Raw genomic sequence first — 25,109 nt, 5'->3', positions numbered from 1 at the left:
ATTGACTTCTTACCAACTTCTCCATGCTTGCACTTCCCATTTTTCTTGCGCTGGCATCCGGCTTTGTCGTCGTGGGTGTATATACGGAAAGGAAGGTTTCTGCTTTTATGCAGGACCGACTTGGTCCGATGGAAACCGGAAAATGGGGATTACTTCAGTTGTTTGCCGATCTGCTTAAACTGCTCCAGAAAGAGGATATCGTGCCCACGGCTGCTGACCGGTATCTGTTTCTGCTGGCACCGGCACTCATCTTTGCATCAGTATTTGCGGGCTTTGCGGTATTGCCCCTTACCCCCGACTTGCAGGGATCGGGGGCAGCTGTCGGTGTTTTCTATCTGATGGCGATCGTTTCGTTCGATGTAGTCGGTATTTTAATGGCCGGTTGGGGATCGAACAACAAGTACTCCCTGTTTGGCGCTATGCGGTCCGTTGCGCAAATCATTTCCTACGAAATCCCACTGGGGCTGACCATTCTCTGCGTGGTGATGATTTGCCAGACCCTTAATTTACAGGAAATCAGTTTTCAGCAGGGCATCTTTTCAGCCAGGAACAATTACCTCTTCGGACTAAAAGGACTGGGCATTGATGTTACGCACTGGGGAGGTATTTTCGCCTGGAACATCCTACGAAATCCGTTCTTACTCATTGCCTACATCGTCTTTTTCATCTGTACCCTGGCCGAAAGCAACCGGGCACCTTTTGATTTACCCGAAGGCGAATCGGAAATTGTTGCCGGATTTCATACGGAGTATTCAGGAATGCGGTTTGCACTGGTTTATCTTTCCGAGTACGCCATGATGCTGCTGGTCTCCTTTCTGGGAGCTGTGCTATTTTTGGGCAGTTGGAATACCCCCTTTCCGAACATGGGGCCCGTCAGGCTGGCCGACTGGACGAGTGGAGCCCCCGGTACGATCTGGGGCAATCTGACCGGTGCCTTCTGGCTATTGTCGAAAGTATTTTTTGCCGTTCTCGTTCAAATGTGGGTGCGCTGGACATTCCCACGGGTTCGGGTCGATCAAATGATGTTTCTTTGCTGGAAAGTTCTGACCCCGATTGGTCTCGTTCTCCTGCTGATTTCGGGCATTTGGCGCTTACTGATGGTGTAGGACGCCATAAGACCCCATCTAACAACTGTACTAACGAGTAGGCTTATGAACTCCAACTGGCAACGCTTCCGGCATAAGCTCCACGAGGTTGTTTTTGAAGCAGATACCTGGGCCGGACGTGCTTTTGACATCACGTTACTTTTCTTAATCGTCCTGAGCGTGCTGGCCGTCATCCTGGAAAGTGTTCCGTCTCTAGCACGGCCATACGGTCATTTTTTCGATAAGATCGAGTGGCTCTTTACCGGACTCTTCACCGTAGAATATATCCTTCGGATTATCAGCATCCGACAACCCCTCCGGTATATGACCAGTTTTTTTGGCCTGGTCGACCTGTTAGCTATTTTACCAAGTTACCTTGGATTGTTTCTGTTTGGGGCACACGAACTGGCTGCGGTCCGAATTTTGCGATTGCTCCGTATTTTTCGTATTCTGAAACTGGGTGAATACACCTCGGCGGCTGCCCTTCTCGCCTATTCTCTGCGGGAAAGCCGTGCCAAAATCACCGTCTTTTTCGTCGCAATTTTTACGTTAGTCATTACGCTTGGCGCCATGATGTACGTTGTTGAAGAGCATGCAAACGGGTTTGAGAGCATTCCGCTCAGTATTTACTGGGCGGTCATCACCATCACCACGGTTGGCTATGGCGATATAGTGCCGAGTACCGCTATGGGTAAGTTCATCGCTACGATTATCATGCTCCTCGGTTATGTGATCATTGCGGTGCCCACCGGCATTGTGGCGGTGAGTCTGACTGCGGCTAGTAAAAAGCACGACATCTCCACCCAGGCCTGTCCTAATTGCAGCCGTCAGGGGCACGACCCGGATGCCGTTCACTGCAAATACTGTGGAGCCATGCTGTAATCTTAAAGGGCACTGTTTCAATAAAAAAACTTTTCACATCCTGTCACATTCGTTTTCTGGGTACTGCACTAAACGGCCGAGCTGCCAAAACTTAATTCACCATAAAACCGCCAACTATTACTGCCCAGTCGAGTTCGTTACTGGAGAGGTCTTCACATTATCCTTCTTATTCGTAAATTTGCGGCCTTTTACAGTTTTACATGTCAATTCTCACACCTAATCCAACCAGTGACCTGATCTGGCAAAAAGCCTGGAAGTCAAGCGTGTTTCGTTGGAAATTTAGTCTAGGACTACTGGCCGTCATTGCTCTCCTGTTTACCTTCCCTGGTTTTTTCCAAACGATCGAGCATCATTCAGGGCCCGTTTTAAATGACTGGGTACTCAATCAGCTCCCCCCACAGGATGTATCACTGGGAATCTTTTTGACGATCTGGGCCACTGCTTTACTGTTATTGATTCGTGCCCGATACAGCCCGGCTGTCTTTATGATGTTTGTCTATGGCTACATCATCGTTAGTCTGTCGCGTATGTTGAGCATCAACCTGTTTCCGCTTGACCCACCGGTTGGGCTGATTCCCTTGATCGACCCGATCAGTAATGCGTTTTATGGCAAGACCTACATCACGAAAGACCTATTCTACTCCGGTCATACATCCTCCATTTTCCTGATGTTTCTCTGCCTGCGTCGGCGGTGGGACCGGTTGTTTGCCTTGATAGGCTCCCTTGTCGTGGGAGTTCTACTACTTGTACAGCATGTGCACTATACCATTGATGTTTTGGGCGCATTTACCTTCACCTATCCACTTTATTGGCTAGGCAAGAAGTTTGCCCTCTCGGGTTGGGATAATGTCGAAAAAGAACAGAATTAAAGTTTAATAACTGAGCCGAACATATCAAGTATTAATTAACCAGGAAGGGTGCCAAAGCGATCGCTGACTTATAACTGACCGGTTATTTATTAACATTAACACAAATAATCAGGACTTAAAACGCTTCGCCGAGTTGAAAATAAAGCCCGTGTGATGGGCCCTGACCAATTCCCCAACCGTAATCGACACGCAGGTTTAAGCGTTCTTTTCGGTTAAGGGCCAGCCGTAAACCTCCGCCGTAGGAATATTTCAGTTCCTGGAAATTCAGGTCGTTGAATCGGTTACCTACGTTTCCGATACCGGCAAACCCAACCGCGCCAATCCGCCAGAACAGAGGTAATCTGTATTCAACCTGGGCTACCACCTGGTTTTTGCTTCGGTACCGTCCGTCGTAAAACCCCCGCATACTGTTAGAACCACCAAAACTTGCCAAACTTCGGAGTGGCACATCCCCCGAATTAAAAAAGCCATATGCCTGAATGGCCAGCACCTGCTGGTTGTAGATGCGTAAAAAACGGCGAAAATCAACGACGTAATTCGTGTACTTAAAGTCTGAACCAAAGGCAGGTGAAAAATGGTTGAAGAAGACCTGCAGGAAACCTCCTTTGTCGGGTGCGAAAGCGTTATTTCTGGAATCGTAGGTCAGGCTTAGGCCTGCCCCCGAAATATGATACGGTTTGCGTCCTGGAACACTCAATTGATCGAAGAGGCCACCTGCCTCATAATCCACCGCCAGTAACCGCTGGTATTCATAAAGTAGCCCGGCAAAAACCCGATCCTGAAGTTTCCGCTGAGCATGCAGATAAATATAATATTGTTGAAATGAATAAGGTTCTTCATGGTCATTGGGGGCATCTTTACCTAACCCCCAAAACTTGTCTGGAAAATTGCTGTAGGATAGCTGGTAATTTAGGATAATTCGTTCTCCTGGAAAATAAGTTGTTCCGTTGATGGCGGCAATAAATTGTTTTCGGAGGGAGTACAACGCCAGCACCTGCGCATTTGAAGTACGCGTTAGTGTATCATGCCGATTGAATCGAAATGTAAACGAACCGGCAAGCCCCACCGACCAGTCCGTTTCAATTGACCGGGCAATTAAGGGTAGAATTAGGGTATTTCTGGTTTTTATGAGCTGATTGGGGACAGGTTGCCGGGGTATTGGAAGACTATCTGGCTGGGCCCGCAACGTACCAAAACGAGCAACTAATAGGCTGATTAACAGCAAAATCGACCTACTTTTTAAGAGAATATGCACAACAATCTGAATGACCGTTAATTAAAGTCGCATTAATTAAATTGCGGCAAAGTAATCCTAAAATTGTAAATTTCGTAGATTTGAGCCTTTATTAAACCGTGAAACTTGCGCCCATCGGTCAGAGCGCGGTCGCCGGTCGGCATCAAGGACGGAACCTCCGAATTGTAAACCACCGATATGAGCAAAATTAACTTGCCGCCCTTTACGCTGGGCGAAACGATTACCCCCGAACAACGTCAGTTCTTCAACAAGAACGGTGTTATAGTTTTTCGTAATTTTATCCACCCCGAAACCGTAAAACTTTTCATTAGTGAGGTTGAGCGAATCGAGAAAGAATGGTTGGACGAAGGTCGGGATAAGGTCAATGGGGTACCTTTAAAATTTGGTCAGGATGAAGAAGGGAATCCGATGATCCAACGCATGTGCTTTCTATCCCAACACAGCAAAGCGCTTCACGAATTTTTACAGGATCCACGGCTTCAGGCAGTGGTCGATCTGCTTCAGCCCTATGAAGGTCGGATTGCCGAGATCGAGAAAGATGGCCTTATCATGAACCACTATGTTCGCACCCCGAACAGCAAGTTCTCTCAGATGGGCTGGCATACCGATAGCCCTCGTGACATTTTCCTGGGTCAGCGAATTATGCCTATGTTAAATGTAGGTATTCACCTGAATGCAACACCGTACGAAAACGGTGGCCTGCGGGTTATTCCGGGCACCCACAAGCAGGGTCTGTTTAAAATGCTGTTCCGTAAAAAGTACTTCGTTGATAACGACCCCGATAAGCACGAAATTGGTTTCGATATCAATGCGGGCGATCTGTCGGTTCACGACGGTCGGCTTTGGCACCGGGCACAGCAGTCTCCATTTGTTGGAGAAGCCAGCCGTCGGCGGGTAATGTATGTTCCGGTTGTAACCGGCAAATACATGCCGAAACACGCCAACAGCAAAACCCCGTTCTACCACCGCTTTATCTCGAAAGTAAACATTTAATAGTAGTAAGTGGTAAGTTCTTAAGTAATAAGTGGCTGACGCATCTTTAACAATATGTGTCAGCCACTTATTACTTAAGAACTTACCACTTACTACTCATTCTAATATGGGCTACGCCTTAATTACGGGTGCCAGTAAAGGCATCGGGCTTTCCATTGCGAAGGAACTGGCCAAACGAAAGTTCGACTTATTACTGGTGGCCCGCTCAGGATCGCTGCTGGAGCAGATTGCCCGCCAGTTAGCCGCAGAGTACGGCATTAAAACCGATTTTCTGGCGGTTGATCTGGCCGAAAGTGGTGCGGCAAAGCAGGTTTTCGACTGGTGCAGCCAAAAGCGGTACGGGGTTCAGATGTTGGTCAATAATGCCGGGTACGGCCTGAGCGGCCCTTTCGAAAAGCATTCGTTAGCCGAACATACGAGCATGATGTCGGTCAATATGACGGCACTTATCGAATTGAGTTATTTGTTTTTGCCGCAGCTTAAGCAGCAACCTAAAGCGTACATCCTCAATATCGGTAGTTCAGCAGCTTATCAGGCTATACCCGGACTAAGTTTATATTCGGCTTCCAAATCATTTGTCCTACAGTTCAGCCGGGGACTCCATAAAGAATTAAAACGGTCGACGGTATCCGTAACCTGCGTCTGTCCAGGGGCAACGGATACAAACTTTGTTGATCGGGCACAAGTGGGCGATAAAGGCCGAAAGGCAGCTGAAAAGGTTAATATGACACCGGAAGAAGTGGCTCGACAGGCTGTTGAGGCCACGTTGGCGGGTAAAACTGAAGTCGTGACGGGATTCCTCAACAAAGCCGGTAAATTCATGGCCTGGCTCCTCCCGAAAGGACTTGTCGAGCAGACAGCCGGCAGCATTTACGAGTAACCAATTGACAATATCGTTACAACAGGAAGGGTGCTGACTCGACGTTGGCACCCTTCCTGTTGTAACGATAAATTGTATTCCGCCAATAAATGGCACTTTATTTGCAACAAGACCGTTGTACACATATAACTTTATAAAGACGTTGGATGCTGGACCTATTTCATTACCCTATTCCATTGCCTACCGACGTCCAGCCAACACATGCAATTTTCTGATTTATCATTGATTGATCCTATCCTGAAGGCACTTGCTGAAGAAGGATATACCAACCCTACCCCTATCCAGGAACAAGCTATTCCCATCTTACTGAACCGCCGTGATTTACTGGGCTGTGCTCAGACCGGGACTGGCAAAACGGCCGCCTTTGCCATCCCCATTCTCCAGTTGTTAAGTGAAGAACGCAGCAAAAGTACCGGTGGTCCCCGTCGTATTAAAACACTGGTACTGACCCCAACCCGGGAACTGGCCATTCAGATAGCCGAAAGCTTTACAGCATATGGTCGTCATTTGAACCTACGCCACACCGTTATTTTTGGTGGTGTTTCGCAGCATTCGCAAGTTAACACACTGAAATCCGGTATCGATGTGCTGATTGCCACCCCTGGCCGTTTGCTCGATCTGATGAACCAGGGCTTCATTTCCCTGCGCGATGTTCAGTTCTTTGTCCTGGACGAAGCCGACCGAATGCTCGATATGGGTTTTATCCACGACGTTAAAAAAGTCATCGCCAAATTACCATCGAACCGCCAGTCGCTGTTTTTCTCAGCAACCATGCCCCCCGATGTGGCTAAACTGGCGGATACGATTTTGAATAATCCGGCCAAGGTTGAAGTCACACCCGTTTCGTCGACCGCCGACACGATTGAGCAGGCAATGTACTTCGTTGGGAAAGACGACAAGCGCAAACTGCTTGTGCATATCCTTGACGACAAAAACATTAAATCGGCACTGGTTTTTGCCCGCACCAAACACGGAGCCGACAAGGTCGTTAAAGACCTTCTGAAAGCGGGTATCGGTGCAGAGGCCATTCATGGCAATAAGTCACAAAACGCCCGCCAGCGCGCCCTCTCGAACTTCAAGAGCCGCGAAACCCGGGTGCTGGTCGCAACGGATATTGCCGCTCGCGGCATTGACGTCGATGAACTGTCGCACGTGATTAACTACGAGCTACCCAATATTCCCGAAACTTATGTTCACCGGATCGGACGGACGGGTCGTGCGGGTCACGATGGCATTGCGCTGTCGTTCTGCGATGCTGAAGAAACCGATTACCTGCGCGACATTCATAAACTGATTGGAAAGCGTGTTCCGGTGATCGATAACCATCCGTATGTACTCGACATTTCGACAGCCGCGGTTACGCCCGCGCCTGTCCGTCAGGGTCAGGGCCGGAATGGCAACAACGGAAATCGTTCGGGTGGTGGACGTTCAAATGGTTCGGGGAACTCCGGCTCATTTAGTCGGAACGGAAATGGCGGTAATAGCCGCCGAGTCGACAGTAATGGTCCCTCACGCTCGACAGAGCAACGGTCATCAACTCCGGGAGCGTCAGGTGATTCATACCGTCGCGACGAAAACAGCGCTCCGAAACGGCCCAGCAGCCGACCTTCGCAGCCCCAAAGCCGAGGCACTGGAAACAGTCGATTCAGCAATTCCAGCACGGATAAAAATTATTAAGCGATTAGCCCCGGACAACATCCGGGGCTTTTTTGTTTTAGAGCCGGTGTGTCCGAACTGCGTAGAGAACCCGTCGTTGCTGCTTTTGATGTAGATTTGTCAGACTACTCCTTTAGCTTCATGAAACGATTATTTTTTGCGCTCAGTGGACTGGCGATACTGGCCATTGGGTGGTCTCAATTGAGCCAGAACCCTACAGATACCCGACCAAATGACTACACCAACTGGGGCGAATACCTTGGTGGGCCCGACCGTAGTCATTATTCGGCCCTGACGCAGATAACACCTGATAACGTCAAGAATCTTCAAGTCGCCTGGACCTATGCCACTCCCGACAGCGGACAGATTCAGGCAAATCCCATTATCGTTGATGGCGTGCTCTACAGCGTTACCCCAACCGTACAGGCCATTGCGCTCGATGCCGCTACGGGTAAGGAAATCTGGAAATTTGGTAGCCCAACGAAACAATCGCTCAGCACCAGCCGGGGAGTTGTCTACTGGCAGTCTAACAAACCCAACGGCAGTGGCGAGACCGAAGCGCGGATTTTATATACGGTCGGATCGTTGCTTTATGCGCTGGATGCCAAAACGGGAAAGCCCATTCCTGCCTTCGGAGAAAACGGTCATGTTGATCTTCACGAAGGGCTCGGCGCGCAGGCGAAAGAAAAGTTCGTCATCTCAAACACACCCGGCACTATCTTCGAAGACCTCATCATCATGCCCGTCCGTCTGTCTGAAGGAGCTGATGCGGCACCGGGTCACGTTCGTGCCTTTAATGTTCGCACGGGCAAACTCGTCTGGACGTTCCATACCATACCGCAACCCGGCGAATATGGCTACGACACCTGGCCTAAAGACACTTATAAAAATACCGATGTGGGTGGCGCGAATAACTGGTCGGGGATGTCGGTTGACCGGCCTCGCGGCATTCTTTACGTACCCACCGGCTCCGCAGCCTTCGATTTTTACGGCGGTAATCGAAAAGGGCAAAACCTGTTTGCCAATTGTTTACTGGCCCTCGACGCCCGAACGGGCAAGCGGCTCTGGCACTTTCAGGCCGTTCACCATGATATCTGGGACCGCGACTTTCCGGCTCCACCAAACCTGCTGACCGTTACCAGCAAAGGGCCCGACGGACGGCCCCGGCGCGTGGACGCCGTCGCCCAGGTAACCAAGTCAGGCCATGTGCTGGTATTCGACCGGGTTACCGGCAAACCACTTTTCCCGATAAAAGAAATGCCGATGCCCAAATCGGACGTCCCCGGTGAAGAAGCCTGGCCTACGCAGCCCATTCCCACAAAGCCCGCACCATTTGCCCGGCAAAACTTCAGCGAAGCGGATCTGAACCCCTACTCCGAAGACCGCGACACCTTACTGGCTCAATATCGTCGGAGTCGCAAGGGCACATTTCAGCCATTGAGTCGACAGGGCACGTTTATTTTTCCGGGACTGGATGGGGGTGCCGAATGGGGCGGTGCCGCTACGGATCCGAACGGGATTATGTATGTAAATGCCAACGAAGCAGCCTGGCTCATTGCGCTCAACCTTGCCCCTAAGCAGGATAATCTGGCTCATCTAACACTCGGCAACCGACTTTACACGACGACCTGCTCCAGCTGTCACGGCCCCGAACGGAAAGGGAATCCGGCCAGTGGATACCCCTCGCTTGTGAACATTGGTCAACGAAAAGACCGCGGGTATGTGACGCAGGTCATCAGCCACGGCAAAGGGATGATGCCGGGATTTACTCAGTTGTCGGCATCGGAAAAACAGGCGCTGGTAGGTTTTCTGTTCGACGATGAAAAAATAGAAGCGGGTGGAAAGGTCACGAAAGGAAGCAAGGCACCGGATGTTCCCTACAAAATTTCGGGCTACATCAAATTTCTGGACAGCAAGGGCTTATCGGGTATTTCGCCACCCTGGGGAACGCTCAACGCCATTGATTTAAATACGGGTGAATACCTGTGGAAAATCCCATTGGGGGAAGAACCCGAGCTTGCAAAGAAAGGCATCAGAAATACTGGTTCTGAAAACTATGGTGGCCCGGTTGTAACGGCCAGCGGATTGATCTTCATCGGCGCAACGAAAGACGAGAAATTCAGGGCGTTCGACAGGAAAACCGGCAAACAGCTTTGGGAAACAACGCTGCCAGCGGCTGGATTTGCTACCCCCGCAACCTACCAGGTTGGCAACAAACAGTACGTAGTCATTGCGTGCGGTGGGGGAAAACTAGGGGCAAAAAAAGGGAATCAGTATGTAGCCTTCGCCCTTCCCTAACAAATGGAACGCTGATTTTCATGATCTTCAGGACCAATAATGACGTACAAATTGCTTATTTGTATAGAATCATAAATGAGCCTTACAGTTCATAAAAATCAGCGCTTTACCATTTTAAATTACCGGCACCATGAGAAGACTTTTTTACATCGGTATCGTTGGGTTGATACTGTTCGAAATAGCCAATGTCTATTTCATTATGCCCATGCCCGGCAGCCAACGTATGCAAAGTCTGGATATGGCTTATTTTCTGTATTCATGGCGTTGGGTGTTTCGGACCGTTTTGAGCCTACTGATTTTTGCTGAGCTTCTGGCTGCTTACCGACGTTCGAAATGGGTCGCATTGATGGGATTAGTGCTGGTTGCAGGGGTTGGGTATGCCTTTAATTTTCAGATGGCCGCCGACCATATGTTCTACCAGCCCGGTAACGTTCAACTTCGCCCGGCCAGTCAAAATACGGTAAAACCCGACCGCGAGATACTGGGTGTGGAATTGAACGGTCAGGCCAAAGCTTATCCAATACAATTTATCGGGTATCATCATCAGGTACTGGACACACTGGGTGGTCAGCCCATTATGGTTACGTATTGCACGGTTTGCCGCACCGGCCGAATTTTTAAGCCCCTGGTGCAGGGGAAGCCGGAAACATTCCGGCTCGTGGGCATGGACCATTTCAACGCGATGTTTGAGGATTCGACCACCGGTAGCTGGTGGCGACAAGCCAATGGCGAAGCGATAGCAGGTAAGCGAAAAGGCGATACCCTACCCGAAGTGTTCAGTGAGCAAATGACCCTGAAACAGTGGCTGGCGCTACATCCCGATAGCCGGATCATGCAGCCTGATGCTGCCTTCAATGAGCGTTATACCAAAATGTCGACCTATGAAACTGGGAAAGGCAGCAGTGACCTAACCCGGACGGACAGCCTGTCTTGGCGGGATAAATCGTGGGTCATAGGGCTCGTCGTTGGCAAAGTCGCTAAAGCGTATGACTGGAATCGTCTGAAACGGGAACGGATCATTCATGACGAACTGGGGAGCCACCCGGTCCTGCTTGTGTTGGCAAAGGACAACCGGTCTTTTTTTGCGTTCGAGCGGCCCACCGCTTCTACCCGATTCGTGTTGAACAATGAAACCCTCAAAACAGGAAATCAACCCTTTCTCCTTTCCGGACGCTCCCTGAGCCCTGGCCCGAATTTAAGTCGCCTGCAGGCACATCAGGAATTCTGGCATAGCTGGCAAACCTTCCATCCGACAACCAATCGGTATTAATTTCAAACCTAACCGGCAGGAAAGTTCTTATTGAGTTAATGAATAGGCAACTCAACCGAATGGGGCTCCGCTACCTGCTTTTCTTTCTACTTCTTTCTGCAACCGGTTTCGGACAGCAAAACCGGATCATCGACCGAAACGCCATCGGCTGGTATACGTACAATGGTGATCACAAACTGAGCAAACGCTGGGCACTACATACCGAATACCAATGGCGACGTGTGGAGTTAATACAATCCTGGCAACAGTCGCTGGCCCGACTCGGATTGGTTTACGCGCTAACTGATCAGGTTAAATTGGCCGGTGGCTATACCTTTTTTACGACTTTTCCTTACGGAGATTATCCGGTTGCCGATGCAGGCGTACCCACGATCGAGAGCCGTACCCATCAGGATATTCAGCTAAGCTCGAATACAGGCATCGTGAAACTAAGCCACCGTTTCAGGCTTGAACAGCGTTGGTTGGGCATCGGGGCCGACGACAATCCCCGCCATGTTGAACACTGGGAATATCAGAACCGCACACGTTATCAGCTTTCGGGCACGATTCCGCTCAAAGGAACGACAATCGATGATGGGGAGTTTTACGCCAACTTCTTCGACGAAATTTTCATTGGCTTTGGTCGGAACGTAGCGCAGAATGTATTCAACCAGAATCGACTTTCGGGGGGGGTCGGGTACCAATTCAGTGACGCCTTCAAGATTGAGTTAAACTACCTCAATCAGATTACACAGCACCCTGAACTGGAACCCATCACCCAAAAGCCCGTTTTTGAAATGAATAACGGGTTTCGTCTGAATGTAACGTATGATCTGGATTTCAGTAAAAATTAGAGAATTCTACCGATATGGCAACGCTATTCGGCCCATCACCGAGGCCATTTCGCCAGTGGTACGACTGACGTAACGGCTGATTTCGTGCCCGTTCCGGGTGTGAGCAATACGTTGATGGCCGTCTTCGCATTCGGCGGCAGTTTAACCTCGAAACCAACGAGTACGGTACCCGGATTGGGGGCGTCGTAATCGTGAGTAGGCTCCGTTGGCCAGATTTTCATCTCCACCGTAGCGGGCTCTTTAACTTCAAGGGTCAGTGTTTTGCCATCTTTTGTTAGAATGGCCTTGTTCGTACCTACCAATTTTACCGATGCCGGGCTGAGCATCGTCCACCGAACGTTGGTCTCCGTGGATAATGTCTCGATTTCATCACGAACAACTACATACGCTTTATCGATCAGGGCGATACCCCGACTGGCTCTTGCCACTGACTCTTTGTATACATCTGTCAGGTCGAATGTAGCCTGCATAAAGTCGGATTGAGCCGAGTGGCTGATAAGGGGTGCTTTGCCCGCTACCCGCTGCAATTGATCGTTAATCGTCAGGGTGTTGTGCGTAAAGTTGTTGTACCGAAATATCTGCCAGCGTTGCGAATCCTGCCGCATATTCCACAAGTCAACTTTTTTGGATTCCAGCGATTCATACTCCTGCATCCCGAAATCCATGGCCCAGCGAACCCCATCGGCTTCCATAATGAACGAGCCTACATCCATATGGGCGTGGCTGCTCGACGGACTACCCCCTTTCACGCCCACAAAAATAGCGGCAGGGTCAGTCCAGGACGATCGCATCAAGGCAACGGGGGTTTTGCCTGCTCCTACCCACATGGTATTTTGGAGAGGTTTCATTTGCGAGAGTCCCACCCCGTTACTCCACAGCAGGGCAGCTGGCAACAGTCGATCCCGAACATGTTTTTTGCCCTCGCTGTTCATCAGCCGACTGCGCTCTACCCACAGCAACGATGGGTCATTCAGCTTTTTGGCAAACCAGAACATAGCGGGCTGCAATTCGCCACTCAATCCTGAATCCGAATAATTGTAGGCGTTTCCGGACGGACCGGTCATATTCTCCAGATAACCAGCCGTTTTCAAAAAACCGGGCTTTTGAGAAAGGCCGAAATCACGGCCAAAAAGCTTGTCCAGCGCGCTGATCAACATCACATTGAAGCTCGTGCCATAGCCCCAGTAGCTGTATCCTTCCGGGTAAGCTCCATCAGGTTTATAATCGTCCATGGGCAGTACCACCGACTCCACCGCCCGACTGAGCAAGGCTTTCGACTGCTCGGGCTGGTCTTCAAAGATGGCTATAGCCCCGTAGGAAATTCCGGCATTACATACCTGATTCCAGTTATTACTGCTCTTGAGCCAACTATTGTGTTTAGGGTCCATCGACGGCTCGATGCCTTTTTTCAGAATGGCCTCCTTAATAATTGAACGTGACTGGTCCGACAGATCGTTGTATAGCCAGTCGTAGCCAATTGAAACGGCCATTGTCATTTCGGCTACGTCCAGAAAGTGAGAGGGATTCCAATCTGAAAATGCCGAAACGGCCAAAAGTTCTTTTTCGGCCCGCTGCAGGTATTTCAGTTCATGGGTCATTCGCCAGGCATAGGCCAGATAAAAGATCCGGCGCAGAGCCTCCCGGGATTTATCCAATAACCGTCGTCCAATCTGGATGCGTTGGAGCGGGGCGGCCTCTATCATGCCATCACACTCGGTCAGGATAGCCTCATGCAGTTTTTGCCAGGCTTTATCCCGACTAACCGTTTTTTTTATCGATTCCTCCTCCCCTTTTAGCAGCAGTAATCTCGGATGTCCGGTCACATTTGCAAAAGCGTTGGGCGAGACCGTTTGTGCCAGGGCTATCGGAGAAAGTAGTAGACTGACTAGTAACGTAGTAAGAAGGCGAAAAGACGGCATGACGGGGCTTGGCTAAATCTGACTAGACAAATTATTTACTTTTCATCAGTGTATGCAGGCAGATCAGGCAAGCGAACAGGTTTACCTTACGTTCCGACTCTTTAGCGAGCCTTTCTTAGCCTAAGCTGGTCTCCCGCGGCAATTGCTACACCCAAGTCAAAGTAAATCATGGCCATTTTCCTACTTTCCAAGGCGTCAAACGCACCGCTACAGGGCAATACAGTGAATTTTCTCGTTTGCTCCGCTTCCAGTTATTTCTAAACCAGCTTTCCGACTTTCCAACAATCAGGCAAAAAGCAGGAATTGAGCGATAAGTTACCGGGAGCGGATATATTGGAAAGCTGGGTGAGTCGGTGTTGAACAACTAGTGCGTCAAATCCAGCCTTACCACAAACTTTCGCCTATCAGCTCCCGGCTTTATGCTAAAAAAATGTAATGGAATCGATTCAGTCCGAGTGGTGGTGAAACTAACTCAGCTTCATCATTACTCGGACTGGCGTTTTATTCCACCTTCTGCCAAAGCAGATTACGGGTTAGTAAATACGTTTGGCGATCTTCCGGTTCGATACAGGCAAGCTGCACCCATCCATTTCCAAACAGTTTTTGCAACACCGCTTGTGCCTGAATAACCGAATCAATTAACGGCCGGGGAGCATAGACTACCGTCATCAATCGCTGGGGCTGATGATAGGCCTGTTCATCACTGGCATAAACGGATTGCAAAGGCAGGCCGGTCATCAGGTCGCTTGAATTTCCCTGCATGATACCGATCTTGCCGGTAATGTTCTGCGTTATTTTACTACCTCCACCAAACGCTACATTGTCCAGCGTAGAGAAAAGGTACTGTGTATTGATCCACTCGGCCACCACCATGGGTGCCGTGAGAATCGTGGTGAGGGACGAGCCGGTTGGGTCCTGCGTAAAGTCATACGAGTGCAGAAAAGTACGCCCTTGCAGATTCAGGGGGGCTGTCAGGTCACGGGGTCCGACAATAAAGGCCGCATTCCGCGCTAATCCCCACTCCGGACGAACCTGAGCCCAGTCCTGCGACCGAAGCCAGGTTTGTTGTGCCCCACCGTTTTGGACAGCCGTTTTTTGCATCTGCTTCAGTCGCTCAGTGCTGTTCACCTGCCGGGCTTTTGCCAGATCCTTTATCAGCTTTTGACACGCTTCGGATGCGTCATCACCATAAAGAGAGACTTCATCCGTAGTCGTATTGTGCTCGGCTGCCCTAAAACGGGTCGTGTCAGGTATCGAAATCCCTTTCTGGCCAAGATACGTTCTTACCTCCGTGGTATTTAGCAGTCCCGCCAGAATGCGGGCGTTGGGGGCTCCGTGTCGTCCACCACAAGCTCCGCAATCGAGCGCTGTTGCATAGGCATTGTTCTGGGTAGTACTTCCATGCCCGCAGAATACGACCAGGGGCGCAAAATTATGGGTCAGCCCTGTTAACCGCAGCGCCCCTTCGGCAAAAGCACACTGATCGGCCAAAGGAAGTGTCGCCAATGATGACTCCACGGCCATTGGTTTGCGGATCGACTGGCTGACACTGTGTTTGAGCCGGGAGGCCAGGCCAGGTGCCAGGCTGCGTAATCCCATCCAGGTACCGCTGGCCAGCCCCAAACTCTCGACCAGCGCAAAAGGGGTCGTAAAGCTATACTTTAGGGATTGATAGAGCTGCTTGAACTTCGTCTGACGACCGTACGCCCTGCGATCATTTTCCTGTTCTGCCGGGCTACAGCATGGCGATTCATGGACCGTATATTTGGGCGACAGAAGCACCGGACAGGAAGCATGGGTTTCGCCCGTTACGGTATCCGTAATCTGGACCGGAACACCAAAGAAACCGGCAAAACCCAGGGTTTGATAATCGCCCGTCGCTTCCAGTGCCCGACGAAACGGTTCCGAACGCACATCGATACAGAAAACAAGCTGGGCGTCTGGGGTGCGTGCTTCCTTCAGAGGCTGGGCGGCTAGCTGCTGTAGCAGCGGCAGTCGGTACGTGCTTTCGGCCTGTTGAATTTGCGTCAGCACGTTTGATTTCGATTGGTTCTTTTGCAGAATTGCATGATGCCAGTTTACCAACTCCTTCGCATCCGGCCATTGCAAATGGGTGATGATAAGCCGCAAGGCCAGATACTCGACCTGGGTTACCGGATGGCAATGATTGGAATCGAGTCCCGCCCAGTCTGTACGGTACCGGATATACGATGCCCATCCCGGCAGCGTGGTGAGCAGCAGGGTGAGGAATTGCTCGTGATCGGCCGGAGCAATGGCTGCTCGAAGCAGGAACTCCCGAATGGCCTGAACGGGATTTTCGGGCAGAGCACTCAACCATTCCAGCTTTTGCGCATCGTTCCCATGCAGACACGCATCATGCATGGCAAGCTGTCTCCAGGCGGCATACAATCCTTCCTGACGCAGTGGCATAGGTAGGGTTGCCTGCCCATCGTCAAAATACGCCTGTAACCATTTGATGGTTTGACGATTAACGGCTGCCATGGGCTCCGGCAAGGTAGCCTGCTGGAAATAGGCGCTGCCTAAAGGCAGGGCTTCTTCAAACGGTAAATCCTCAAGTCCCTGAAGCGGATTAACGGCAATCAGGTTTTTTAGGGGCCAGAAAGGCGCTATTATTTTGAAACTCTGCGCGACCAGATCGGCTATACGTGCACTGCCCAACTTTTCGGTGAGCCGTAAAATTTGATTGTCTGCTTCGATTAAAACGGCTGTTTCCACGACGGCTGTATCCACGATGGCTGTTTCCACGATGGCTGTATTCACGAAAGGAGTATTCATGACTGGGGAGGTAGTGAGAAGGTGGGGTTATTGATACTGATACTGATTACGGTGTGTGGTTATAGTGTCGGGATGTGGCTGGCTTGCATTAAGTGCCGTTACATATCCTTTCAACATCCATTCTGGCGACGAATTGGCTTTTTCGGGAGTTCGAAGGAACAGTCTGGACAGCCATGCCACCGTTAGGGCCAGCATGCCAGTCATGTGAAAGCCATTCAGGGGTTGGGGCTGCATCAACTCCATCGGCGCCATAAACCAGGTAATCAGCTGAACACTGCCGCCATAAACGAGTCCAAAGAGTCCCGTACCCATCAAGGCCAGGGGCAACATTCGCAGCGTTTTCGATTGTAGAATGGGCAGGGCGAATTGACTGGCCGTTAGAAAAGCTACGACGATCAATACCAGTGTCGTATCGCCACTTGCCCAGGTTTTGCCACTCGAAACAGCGAAACTGAAACTGCCCGCTAACCCGCATAGAAGCGAGCAAATAAAGGCAATTGAGGTTGGCGGATAGCCCTGATCGACTCGTTTTTCTTTAGCGGCACTCCCACTTGACAGGAACAGATACGCTTTAAACATGCCATGCCAGACCAAATGGGCAACCGCTGCAGGAAACAACCCCAGGCCACACTGTACAAACATAAAACCCATTTGCCCCATTGTTGAGCAGGCCAACATCCGTTTTACATCGGGCTGCATGAGTTTCCACAAGGTGCCCAGCAGAGCGGTGCCGAATCCAATGACAATCAGAAACGTTAACAGAGCCGGACTTTGCAGATAAAGTGGTGCAAAACGGGCGAGCAAAAACCCTCCTCCATTAATCAGGCCCGCGTGCATGATAGCCGATACGGGCGTGGGGGAATTGAGTGAGCTGAGCAGCCAGCGATGAAAGGGCCAAATAGCCGATTGAGTCATGGCACCCATCAGCAGCAGCCCCAGAGCCAGTATTGTAGTGGATGAAAATGTGGGCTGGTGGACAAGCGCCTGAATGCTGGTTTCACCGGTTTCGGCATATAGGATTGAGAAGGCGCTCCCTACACATATGCCTCCCCAAACGAAATTTTTTGTTGCCAGAAGTCCGGCGGCTTTTGCGGCTTTCCAACTCGTCTTATAAATCATTAACCGAACCAGCAGGGCGTTACTCAGGCACCAGGCTCCTAATAAAAGAAGCAAGTGATCTGCGCTGACCATAAACATGACCGAGACGATTAGTGCCACCAGCCGAATAAAAAACTGTCGGTATAGGGCATCACCTTTTAGATAACGATAGGCAAAGCTGCCAACACACACACCAATGAAGGCAACCAGCCCCATCATGGTTATGGACAATCTATCGATATGGAACAGTTTATCGAGTAAAAATAGATTCATTTGATATTACCTTTATAAGTTATATTTGTTTCAGCGCTCAAATGTATTAGCTTTTCTAATATTAGAAAAGCTCGAAATTCTAATACTTAACATTAGAAATTCTTATGAATATTGATACCATCGCCTTACAATGCTTTATCGCGGTTGCCGAAACAGGGAGCTTTACCAAAGCTGCCGAACGGGTGAACCGCACCCAATCGGCCATTAGTCAGCAGATAACCAAGCTGGAACACCTACTGGGAAAGTTGTTGCTGATTCGTGGAAAAGCGTTCACGCTGACGCCTGAAGGTGAAATTTTTCTGGGATATGCGCGTCGGATTTTTGCGCTTCACCGGGAAGCGCTCGACCGGTTCAAAGAACCTGACCTTGAAGGAGAAGTACGCTTTGGACTCCCCGAGAACTTTGCCAGTGTCTACCTATCGGAGGTGCTGGCCGATTTTTCACGTATTCACCCAAGAATACTGCTGAATATCGAATGTGATCTGACACTCAATCTATTCGATCGGTTCAAGAAGAATGAGTTTGATCTGGTACTGGTGAAGATGAACCGGCCAGAGGATTTTCCGAACGGCCTGGATGTATGGTCAGAGCCACTCAAATGGGTAGGCGATGCCAGCCTGATTGATGCAAAAAAACCCGTTCCGCTCGTTCTGGCTCCCCAGCCCTGTGTGTACCGCGCTTCGGCGGTTGAGTCTTTGGAGCAGGCCAGCAGGCCCTGGCGACTTGTCTTTTCCAGTCCCAGTTATACCGGAGCGGTGGCGGCTGTTAGGGCGGGAATGGGCATTTCTGTTATGCCCCAAACCATGATTCCTGAAGATTTGCAGGCCATTGATGCGGCTCTCTTGCCAAAGCTAGCCGACACGCATATATCGCTGATTAAGCACATAGCCAATAATGCAGCCATCAATACCCTCGAAGAGTTTGTTCTTCGCAGACTCAAACACTAACGTTGAGCGACTCACTACACTAAGGAAATAGTAAGATCGGTTCCGTTTAAACCTGTCAAATGGGCTGTGAATTATTGGGGTTTCTATCATGACTCAGCACGCTCCCCTATCGTCGGAATGATATAAATTCAATTCATTTGACCGATAAAATAAAATGGTAGTTTCCGGGCTGTCCTACAGCCGGAAACTACCACTCATTCAACATTATTTAAAGAAAGTTTAAACTGGTTTAGTATTCAAACGATTACTTCACGGCATTGGTCAATGCCTGCTTCATCTGCTCGGCCACAAGTTCGTTGCCGGCGTCATTCAGGTGAACGCGGTCGTTTGTCAGAATCCCCTTTTCCTTATTTTCGGGGTTATTCTTCAAATTGTACTCCAAAAAAGCCTTCCGAAGATCGATCACGGGTATATTCTGCCGTTTGGCCAGATCCCGGATGAGCTGACTGTACTGATTCAGATCGCCATCCTGCTGATTACTAAAATCCGTTTTTTCCCCAATGGCGGCAGGGGTACATAACATAACGCGGGCGTTGGCGGCTTTAAGTTTTTTAATAACCGCTTCGTAAAATTTTACAAACTTGTCCGGATCGGTACCGGTGCCATAAGAGGCTTTGTGCCAGACATCGTTGACACCTACCCAAACAATCACCACATCGGGTTGCTTAGCCAGTACATCCTCGTCCATGCGGAGGAACAGGTCATAAATTTTATTACCGCCAATACCGGCACCAATCAGTTCGAACTGATCGGAAGGAAGCATTTTTTTCAGGCGGTCAATATAACCACCCGGATTAACCCCGGCCTGGGTAATGGAATCGCCAAAGAAAACGACACGGGTGGGTTTTGCGGCACTCATGGCAAGCAAACCGGCAGTCAAAAGAAAAAGCAGAGAGCGAATACTAGTTGTCATAACGCTTAAAGCAACATACGAATTCGCAATACTCAAAGCAAAAGCCACTTTTAAGTTAAGTAAACGAAGGTAACCATATAGACTATTTAACGTCTCAGGGGAGTTAACGCATTTATCATTCTAAAACCAGGGACACCTGCTTTCAGACAACCATCCATTATCAATGAGAGGATTAAATAAAGTTACTCTACTGGGCAATCTGGGCAAAGACCCGGAGGTTCAGCAACTCGAAGGCAACGTTAGTGTCGCTAAGTTTTCGCTGGCAACAACTGAGGGTTATAAAGATGACAAAGGGCAGACGCAATCTAACACTGAATGGCACACGGTTGTGGTGTGGAGAGGACTCGCCGATCTGGCCGGGCAGTATTTAAAGAAAGGAAGTATGATCTACCTGGAAGGCAAGTTAAAAACGCGGTCCTATGACGATCCCAACGGAAATAAAAAGTATGTGACCGAAATTATTGGTGAGAGCTTCATCATGCTGGACCGGAAAACCGACATTCAAACTGAAGACTAAATAAATATACCAACCTTATCGGTTCATTGAGCATAAGCACCTCATTTTCCTTGTTCTGGCAGATTAGTAAGGCAGTACAACGAACTTAAGGTGCTTATTACTTGTGACCAATTCAAATTATAAAAAAATCAGTTTTTATAGCTGAATTGATTCTCCCATCGAGCACTATAAGATTAAATATAGATTTTACTTTTTTAGTAGTCTATTTTATCCATTTATTAAATTGGAAATAATTTCAATACTAAATAGACCGAACTTTATTCCAATCAAAAGCCTTACAAAAAGTCAATTCAAAAAGATGACGTTTAGTATTGTATATGAAACAAGTGAAACTTGCTGCGCTTATTGGTCTGATTTGTTTTTCATGTAACCAGCCTAAAAGCGAAAAGACATCAGCGTTAGCAACAATATCAGCATCTGTAAGAAACCCAAAAACAGATACTACTTATAAAAAAGCTACGCTTGGTTTAACAGATAATAAAGCGCAGCTTCAAAAGTTAGTTAGGAGCGTTTATGAGTGGCATGAAACGAAAAGCTCGATGGATGATTTTGATCCACTTGCTGATAAGCAGCAAATTCGCTACATGGGTATTGACAAAAAGAAGCTCAATAATCGGCTAAACGAACTCAAAGCGACCAATTACTTCGATGGCTCATTTCTTGATAATTATAAAAGCATTGGCCTGACCCTGGACGGGAAACTTAAAAACAAGCAACTGGAGTGGTCAGTTGGCGACATGCCCCCTTTTGGAAATGATTCAAATCCATGGTGCAACTGCCAGGATAGCCCAGAGAACTATTGGAAAACGCTGGCCCTAATCAATCTTAATATAGACAACGATAAGGCTACGTTTGGCTGGACCTGGGGCGATGACTCTATTTATAAAGTGAAAGCAAAAAAAAGCAATGGCGTTTGGCAAATTTCATATTTACAGGGCTTTGATCCAACAAATTTTATTCCATCAAATTGACCAACAAAATAGGCTAGTAACTCAACTTTTAAAATCAATAAATAAGGAAACCAAACTATTTTGAATAATCCGTTAAAGTGCATACTTCCTACTCATTTAAGTTTGTCACAAATAAAATATATTAAGTACATTAGCACTCAGCAAGGCCATTATCATCCGGGTAGAGCGATTAAATCAACTGTTTTCTTCTCTTATCAATTTTACAATAAACAGTAATTGTGTAAGCCGCATGGATCAGCCTTCCTTTAAAACACTTTAGTACTTCATACCACTAATTTTCCACCAGTCAAACAGAACCACCAATGGGTAAATTCGTTATTACGACACGAAAAAACGGAGAATTTCAGTTCAATCTCAAAGCCGGGAATGGGCAGGTCATTTTGAGCAGTGAAGGGTACTCATCGAAAGCAAGCTGCTTGAACGGCATCGAATCGGTTAAGACCAATTCGCAGGATGATGCCCGATTTGACCGAAAGACGTCTTCCGGTGGAAAGCCTTATTTTACGTTAAAAGCTGGCAACGGCCAAATCATCGGCTCCAGCGAAATGTATGAGAGTGAAACCTCGCGCGACAATGGCATAGCCTCGGTAAAGACCAATGCAGCCGACGCCAATGTCGATGACCAGACAGAGTAGTTAGTGGGAATCAGGAAGCCGATAGACAGAGATTACATACCTCGTTGTCTTATCGGCTTCCCGACGTTTACAGGGTATAGTTTGCGTAGCGTTAACGTCATTTATTCATGTATAATCGATTAGTCTATAGTTCATTTTTTTTGTTGATCAGTGCGCTTGCATCCGGCCAAACAGGCCTCACAGTTGGCAACGATAAAGATTCGCACGGTTGTATCGGCTCGGCGGGCTACACATTTTCAGTTCTCAAAAACGATTGTATACGGGTATTTGAACAGAAAGTACAACTTAAAGAAATGCACCCTACTGGTTCATATACCTCTATGGCCGCCGTTGTTTTCAGTAAAAACAACAAAAAAGCAGAGGTTTTCATGGCCGGTACTCCTTCTGGTATTCTGATGAGCCGGGTGGGGAAAGCCGGTAAGTACAGCTGGAGAAGCGGTGACCTAACCCTCCGTAAGGGAACGGGTTATGTGTTGAAACGAGGCAAAACGGTCCTATTCAGCAGCTGACAGTTTTCCGGCGCATAAGTTGTCTTCACCCACAATTGGGAGTCAACCCAGCGCCCGGCATACTTCTTCCAGGGCGGTTTCGCTACCCACATTCCCGGGAAACACAACATAACGGATACCTGGAAACTTACTTTTCTCATCCATCCGCCACACTGGAACGCCAGCTAATATAGGACCCAGGACATGGGCTCTCTCGGCTGACAAGCCTTTTGATGCCAGGTCGCTGGACGTAATACCCCCTTTAGCCACCATAAAACGGGGCCTTATTTTCAGGTTTTTCACGATGGTCACAAGGAATTCTGATACTTGTGCGTTAATGGCCAGGTTGCTTGCCTCATCCCGACCAACCTCCAGGTGTCGGCTTGTATAGATGACAACATCCTTTCCGGCAGCCAGCCACTCATCGGTTTGTTTACTGATCGTTTCAGCCAACGAATTTGCGTCGACCGAGTTCAGCAGCATTCCAACCTGTATCTCAATGGATAAATACTTCCCGCTTTGCAGCAGCCAGGTCAGCTGACTAGTGGTTTTAGGCACGTAAGAACCTACAATGACCAACGCACCGGTTGAGGAAGGCTCTTTCTCTGGTTCAGGAATATAAGGTTTACCACTCTCCACCCCAATCCTGAGGGGGACCAGCGTTGCCGAGCTGCGGTACAGAAATTTTTTGCCACCTTTTTCAGCTGCCAGCAACCCCATAACAACGACTTCCAGATCTCTATAACTGACCGCATTGACAATACAAACGGCCCCGTCCTTCATGGCTTTCAACGTATCGCACACGGCTTTCGGACCGCCCACTCGTATATCGTCAATCGATATTGACTGCACCTCCGATGCCCGGACACGCCCTTTCGTTTTCTCGTCAACCCATGCCTTCAGATTGGCGTTTTTATAGCCAAATACCAGGTCCCGCGCAAAAGGGGTTTCCGACACAGGCACCAGTTCCTGATTTTCGATAAGGTAATGAACATCATCAACCGTAATTCGCCCCCCCTCAATAAAAGCGGGTACCAGAACCACAACAGCCTCTATCATGTCCATCGACTGGGCAATGGCATCTACTTCAGCCGGGAAATGCCCCCGCAATGTTGAATCGCTCCGGCTGATGACCACAATCTCCCGCTGGGCAATCGCAACCGCCTGCTTCAGGTTTGCGCCAATTTCGAGGGCAAGATCAACCGCCTTTTGTTCAGTCAGGCTACGCGAATTTGTCAGAATAAACAATACAGCTGGCTTTTTCTTTAACTCGTCCGCCATCAGGCTTACATCCCAGGTTGTCAGCACCGTTACATCATAACTTGTTTGGGTGCCGGTGGGGTCATCATCAAGTACGATAATGGTTTTGCCACTTTCACTAAATTCCTCGTGAATGACCGGAAGCAGGTTTTCGCTGTATTCTGGTGGCAATTTGGCCATCATCTGATTTAAATTCTCGTACATATCCATTCCTTTACAAAGCGAACCGCCCTCGTTAGAGTAAAAATCGGACGATTAGCCATTCTATACTGACGTCAATAGACGATTTCATGTTGAACCTACTTTGTAAGACGCCAAATCTATGCAACTAATTATAACGGGAGGGGCTGGCTTCCTGGGGCAACGACTGGCAAACGCTTTGCTGAACAGTACACTTACTTTCGATGAACTGGTCCTGGTGGATGTGCTGATGCCCCCCGCTATTGCCGACGGCCGGGTAATCTGCCAACAGGCTGATTTATCCATAGCAGACGAAGTAAAAAACCTGATCACCCGCAAAACAGCTATTGTTTTTCATCTGGCGGCCGTTGTCAGCAGCCATGCCGAAAAAGATTTTGATCTGGGCTGGGCCGTCAACCTGGAAATAACCCGTCAACTACTGGAGGCCTGTCGCCATCAACATTCGGGCATTCGGTTTGTGTTTGCCAGTTCGCTTGCTGTGTATGGCGGAGCGTTACCGGACCTTGTTGATGACATGACCGTAATTACCCCCCGCTCCTCTTACGGTACCCAGAAAGCCATGGGCGAGCTGCTGGTTAACGATTATACCCGGAAGAATTATGTCGATGGACGCGTTTTGCGATTACCAACCATCTGCGTTCGTCCCGGCCGGCCCAATCAGGCAGCCTCTTCCTTTGTCAGCAGCATTATTCGGGAGCCTATTCATGGGGAAGAAGCCATTTGCCCTGTATCCCCTGACCTGCCCTTATGGCTATCGAGCCCGGAAACGATTATCGAAAATATTATCCGGGCGGCTCATCTGAATGGTACAGCTTTCGGCGACTGGCGAACGGTAAACCTGCCCGGCATCAGTGTTACCGTTCAGCAGATGCTGGACTCGCTTGAGCGCATGACCGATACAGAAACGCGGAACCGGGTTCAGTTTCGGCCCGATCCAGCCATCAACGCCATTGTGAGCAGTTGGCCGGGTAAAATTGACAACACCCGGGCGCTGCAACTTGGGTTCACAATGGACAGCCATTTTGACGAATTCATCCGACAATTCATTTCCCAACCAAAGCCTTAGCCGG

At 49.1% G+C, this 25,109-nt stretch carries 21 protein-coding genes; 15 read left to right on the top strand and 6 right to left on the bottom strand.

What is annotated here, in order from left to right; all coding sequences use genetic code 11:
• Positions 1 to 23 precede the first annotated feature (23 nt).
• The 3 genes from ACYVK4_RS14765 (at position 24) to ACYVK4_RS14755 (ending at position 2,836) form a co-directional block, all read left to right on the top strand.
• Positions 24 to 1,106, top strand: a complete 1,083-nt coding sequence (locus ACYVK4_RS14765) for a complex I subunit 1/NuoH family protein (protein ID WP_461128290.1) — start codon at positions 24 to 26, stop codon at positions 1,104 to 1,106.
• A 45-nt stretch (positions 1,107 to 1,151) separates the two neighbouring features.
• Positions 1,152 to 1,967 (top strand): ion transporter, encoded by an 816-nt coding sequence (locus ACYVK4_RS14760; protein ID WP_461128289.1) that lies wholly within the window; start codon positions 1,152 to 1,154, stop codon positions 1,965 to 1,967.
• 200 nt (positions 1,968 to 2,167) lie between these two features.
• Positions 2,168 to 2,836: a phosphatase PAP2-related protein gene (locus ACYVK4_RS14755; RefSeq protein ID WP_461128288.1), complete on the top strand. Its 669-nt coding sequence runs from the start codon at positions 2,168 to 2,170 to the stop codon at positions 2,834 to 2,836.
• A gap of 115 nt (positions 2,837 to 2,951) precedes the next feature.
• Here the strand turns inward: ACYVK4_RS14755 and ACYVK4_RS14750 are convergent, their stop codons facing one another.
• Positions 2,952 to 4,061, bottom strand: coding sequence for a BamA/TamA family outer membrane protein (locus tag ACYVK4_RS14750; RefSeq protein ID WP_461128287.1), 1,110 nt, complete (start codon positions 4,059 to 4,061; stop codon positions 2,952 to 2,954).
• A gap of 207 nt (positions 4,062 to 4,268) precedes the next feature.
• Between ACYVK4_RS14750 and ACYVK4_RS14745 the strand changes: the two genes are divergently transcribed.
• The 6 genes from ACYVK4_RS14745 (at position 4,269) to ACYVK4_RS14720 (ending at position 12,021) form a co-directional block, all read left to right on the top strand.
• Positions 4,269 to 5,084: a phytanoyl-CoA dioxygenase family protein gene (locus tag ACYVK4_RS14745; RefSeq protein WP_461128286.1), complete on the top strand. Its 816-nt coding sequence runs from the start codon at positions 4,269 to 4,271 to the stop codon at positions 5,082 to 5,084.
• A gap of 106 nt (positions 5,085 to 5,190) precedes the next feature.
• Positions 5,191 to 5,964 (top strand): SDR family NAD(P)-dependent oxidoreductase, encoded by a 774-nt coding sequence (locus ACYVK4_RS14740; protein ID WP_461128285.1) that lies wholly within the window; start codon positions 5,191 to 5,193, stop codon positions 5,962 to 5,964.
• A gap of 201 nt (positions 5,965 to 6,165) precedes the next feature.
• A complete protein-coding gene (locus tag ACYVK4_RS14735) occupies positions 6,166 to 7,641 on the top strand; it encodes a DEAD/DEAH box helicase (protein ID WP_461128284.1) in 1,476 nt (491 codons plus the stop codon).
• A gap of 120 nt (positions 7,642 to 7,761) precedes the next feature.
• On the top strand, positions 7,762 to 9,918 hold the full coding sequence (locus tag ACYVK4_RS14730) for an outer membrane protein assembly factor BamB family protein (protein ID WP_461128283.1): 2,157 nt from the start codon (positions 7,762 to 7,764) through the stop codon (positions 9,916 to 9,918).
• Between the two features lie 130 nt (positions 9,919 to 10,048).
• On the top strand, positions 10,049 to 11,188 hold the full coding sequence (locus ACYVK4_RS14725; protein ID WP_461128282.1) for a DUF3179 domain-containing (seleno)protein: 1,140 nt from the start codon (positions 10,049 to 10,051) through the stop codon (positions 11,186 to 11,188).
• 38 nt (positions 11,189 to 11,226) lie between these two features.
• Positions 11,227 to 12,021 (top strand): DUF2490 domain-containing protein, encoded by a 795-nt coding sequence (locus tag ACYVK4_RS14720; RefSeq protein ID WP_461128281.1) that lies wholly within the window; start codon positions 11,227 to 11,229, stop codon positions 12,019 to 12,021.
• Between the two features lie 35 nt (positions 12,022 to 12,056).
• Here the strand turns inward: ACYVK4_RS14720 and ACYVK4_RS14715 are convergent, their stop codons facing one another.
• The 3 genes from ACYVK4_RS14715 to ACYVK4_RS14705 form a co-directional block, all read right to left on the bottom strand.
• Positions 12,057 to 13,940, bottom strand: a complete 1,884-nt coding sequence (locus tag ACYVK4_RS14715; protein WP_461128280.1) for a heparinase II/III domain-containing protein — start codon at positions 13,938 to 13,940, stop codon at positions 12,057 to 12,059.
• A 501-nt stretch (positions 13,941 to 14,441) separates the two neighbouring features.
• Positions 14,442 to 16,736, bottom strand: a complete 2,295-nt coding sequence (locus ACYVK4_RS14710) for a DUF2309 domain-containing protein (protein WP_461128279.1) — start codon at positions 16,734 to 16,736, stop codon at positions 14,442 to 14,444.
• 27 nt (positions 16,737 to 16,763) lie between these two features.
• Positions 16,764 to 18,107 carry a proton-conducting transporter transmembrane domain-containing protein gene (locus tag ACYVK4_RS14705; protein WP_461128278.1) on the bottom strand — a complete coding sequence of 448 codons (1,344 nt, stop codon included), beginning with the start codon at positions 18,105 to 18,107 and terminating at the stop codon, positions 16,764 to 16,766.
• A 104-nt stretch (positions 18,108 to 18,211) separates the two neighbouring features.
• Between ACYVK4_RS14705 and ACYVK4_RS14700 the strand changes: the two genes are divergently transcribed.
• Positions 18,212 to 19,054 (top strand): LysR substrate-binding domain-containing protein, encoded by an 843-nt coding sequence (locus ACYVK4_RS14700; RefSeq protein ID WP_461128277.1) that lies wholly within the window; start codon positions 18,212 to 18,214, stop codon positions 19,052 to 19,054.
• A 244-nt stretch (positions 19,055 to 19,298) separates the two neighbouring features.
• Here ACYVK4_RS14700 and ACYVK4_RS14695 read toward each other — a convergent pair whose 3' ends face one another.
• The gene (locus ACYVK4_RS14695) at positions 19,299 to 19,967 is read right to left on the bottom strand and encodes an SGNH/GDSL hydrolase family protein (RefSeq protein WP_461128276.1); all 669 of its coding nucleotides are present in this window, start codon (positions 19,965 to 19,967) and stop codon (positions 19,299 to 19,301) included.
• 163 nt (positions 19,968 to 20,130) lie between these two features.
• On the opposite strand from ACYVK4_RS14695, the gene ACYVK4_RS14690 reads away from it, so the two are divergent.
• The 4 genes from ACYVK4_RS14690 to ACYVK4_RS14675 all read left to right on the top strand — a co-directional run bounded on the left by ACYVK4_RS14690 (position 20,131) and on the right by ACYVK4_RS14675 (position 22,599).
• Entirely contained in the window at positions 20,131 to 20,484 is a 354-nt protein-coding gene (locus tag ACYVK4_RS14690) for a single-stranded DNA-binding protein (protein WP_461128275.1), read from the top strand.
• Positions 20,485 to 20,801: 317 nt separating this feature from the next.
• Positions 20,802 to 21,455: a hypothetical protein gene (locus tag ACYVK4_RS14685; RefSeq protein ID WP_461128274.1), complete on the top strand. Its 654-nt coding sequence runs from the start codon at positions 20,802 to 20,804 to the stop codon at positions 21,453 to 21,455.
• A gap of 302 nt (positions 21,456 to 21,757) precedes the next feature.
• Positions 21,758 to 22,090: a YegP family protein gene (locus tag ACYVK4_RS14680; protein ID WP_461128273.1), complete on the top strand. Its 333-nt coding sequence runs from the start codon at positions 21,758 to 21,760 to the stop codon at positions 22,088 to 22,090.
• 107 nt (positions 22,091 to 22,197) lie between these two features.
• Complete coding sequence (locus ACYVK4_RS14675; RefSeq protein ID WP_461128272.1) at positions 22,198 to 22,599, top strand: hypothetical protein; 402 nt, start codon at positions 22,198 to 22,200, stop codon at positions 22,597 to 22,599.
• Between the two features lie 42 nt (positions 22,600 to 22,641).
• On the opposite strand, the gene ACYVK4_RS14670 is transcribed toward ACYVK4_RS14675, so the two are convergent.
• Entirely contained in the window at positions 22,642 to 24,042 is a 1,401-nt protein-coding gene (locus tag ACYVK4_RS14670) for a four-carbon acid sugar kinase family protein (RefSeq protein WP_461128271.1), read from the bottom strand.
• Between the two features lie 118 nt (positions 24,043 to 24,160).
• Between ACYVK4_RS14670 and denD the strand changes: the two genes are divergently transcribed.
• Positions 24,161 to 25,105 carry a D-erythronate dehydrogenase gene (gene denD, locus ACYVK4_RS14665; protein WP_461128270.1) on the top strand — a complete coding sequence of 315 codons (945 nt, stop codon included), beginning with the start codon at positions 24,161 to 24,163 and terminating at the stop codon, positions 25,103 to 25,105.
• Positions 25,106 to 25,109 lie beyond the last annotated feature (4 nt).

This window comes from Spirosoma aerophilum (assembly GCF_054782495.1).
Note: the sequence above shows the minus strand (reverse complement) of the source record. Positions and strands in the feature narration are given on the sequence as shown.

What these genes read in the sequence shown, in the direction of transcription:
- ACYVK4_RS14740 (WP_461128285.1), top strand. Translation starts at nt 5,191, where the DNA reads ATGGGCTACGCCTTAATTACGGGTGCCAGTAAAGGCATCGGGCTTTCC.
- ACYVK4_RS14760 (WP_461128289.1), top strand. Translation starts at nt 1,152, where the DNA reads ATGAACTCCAACTGGCAACGCTTCCGGCATAAGCTCCACGAGGTTGTT.
- ACYVK4_RS14730 (WP_461128283.1), top strand. Translation starts at nt 7,762, where the DNA reads ATGAAACGATTATTTTTTGCGCTCAGTGGACTGGCGATACTGGCCATT.
- ACYVK4_RS14685 (WP_461128274.1), top strand. Translation starts at nt 20,802, where the DNA reads ATGAAACAAGTGAAACTTGCTGCGCTTATTGGTCTGATTTGTTTTTCA.
- ACYVK4_RS14725 (WP_461128282.1), top strand. Translation starts at nt 10,049, where the DNA reads ATGAGAAGACTTTTTTACATCGGTATCGTTGGGTTGATACTGTTCGAA.
- ACYVK4_RS14765 (WP_461128290.1), top strand. Translation starts at nt 24, where the DNA reads ATGCTTGCACTTCCCATTTTTCTTGCGCTGGCATCCGGCTTTGTCGTC.
- ACYVK4_RS14720 (WP_461128281.1), top strand. Translation starts at nt 11,227, where the DNA reads ATGAATAGGCAACTCAACCGAATGGGGCTCCGCTACCTGCTTTTCTTT.
- ACYVK4_RS14735 (WP_461128284.1), top strand. Translation starts at nt 6,166, where the DNA reads ATGCAATTTTCTGATTTATCATTGATTGATCCTATCCTGAAGGCACTT.
- ACYVK4_RS14700 (WP_461128277.1), top strand. Translation starts at nt 18,212, where the DNA reads ATGAATATTGATACCATCGCCTTACAATGCTTTATCGCGGTTGCCGAA.
- ACYVK4_RS14670 (WP_461128271.1), bottom strand. Translation starts at nt 24,042, where the DNA reads ATGTACGAGAATTTAAATCAGATGATGGCCAAATTGCCACCAGAATAC.
- ACYVK4_RS14695 (WP_461128276.1), bottom strand. Translation starts at nt 19,967, where the DNA reads ATGACAACTAGTATTCGCTCTCTGCTTTTTCTTTTGACTGCCGGTTTG.
- ACYVK4_RS14675 (WP_461128272.1), top strand. Translation starts at nt 22,198, where the DNA reads ATGTATAATCGATTAGTCTATAGTTCATTTTTTTTGTTGATCAGTGCG.
- ACYVK4_RS14680 (WP_461128273.1), top strand. Translation starts at nt 21,758, where the DNA reads ATGGGTAAATTCGTTATTACGACACGAAAAAACGGAGAATTTCAGTTC.
- denD (WP_461128270.1), top strand. Translation starts at nt 24,161, where the DNA reads ATGCAACTAATTATAACGGGAGGGGCTGGCTTCCTGGGGCAACGACTG.
- ACYVK4_RS14755 (WP_461128288.1), top strand. Translation starts at nt 2,168, where the DNA reads ATGTCAATTCTCACACCTAATCCAACCAGTGACCTGATCTGGCAAAAA.
- ACYVK4_RS14715 (WP_461128280.1), bottom strand. Translation starts at nt 13,940, where the DNA reads ATGCCGTCTTTTCGCCTTCTTACTACGTTACTAGTCAGTCTACTACTT.
- ACYVK4_RS14705 (WP_461128278.1), bottom strand. Translation starts at nt 18,107, where the DNA reads ATGAATCTATTTTTACTCGATAAACTGTTCCATATCGATAGATTGTCC.
- ACYVK4_RS14690 (WP_461128275.1), top strand. Translation starts at nt 20,131, where the DNA reads ATGAGAGGATTAAATAAAGTTACTCTACTGGGCAATCTGGGCAAAGAC.
- ACYVK4_RS14745 (WP_461128286.1), top strand. Translation starts at nt 4,269, where the DNA reads ATGAGCAAAATTAACTTGCCGCCCTTTACGCTGGGCGAAACGATTACC.
- ACYVK4_RS14710 (WP_461128279.1), bottom strand. Translation starts at nt 16,736, where the DNA reads ATGAATACTCCTTTCGTGAATACAGCCATCGTGGAAACAGCCATCGTG.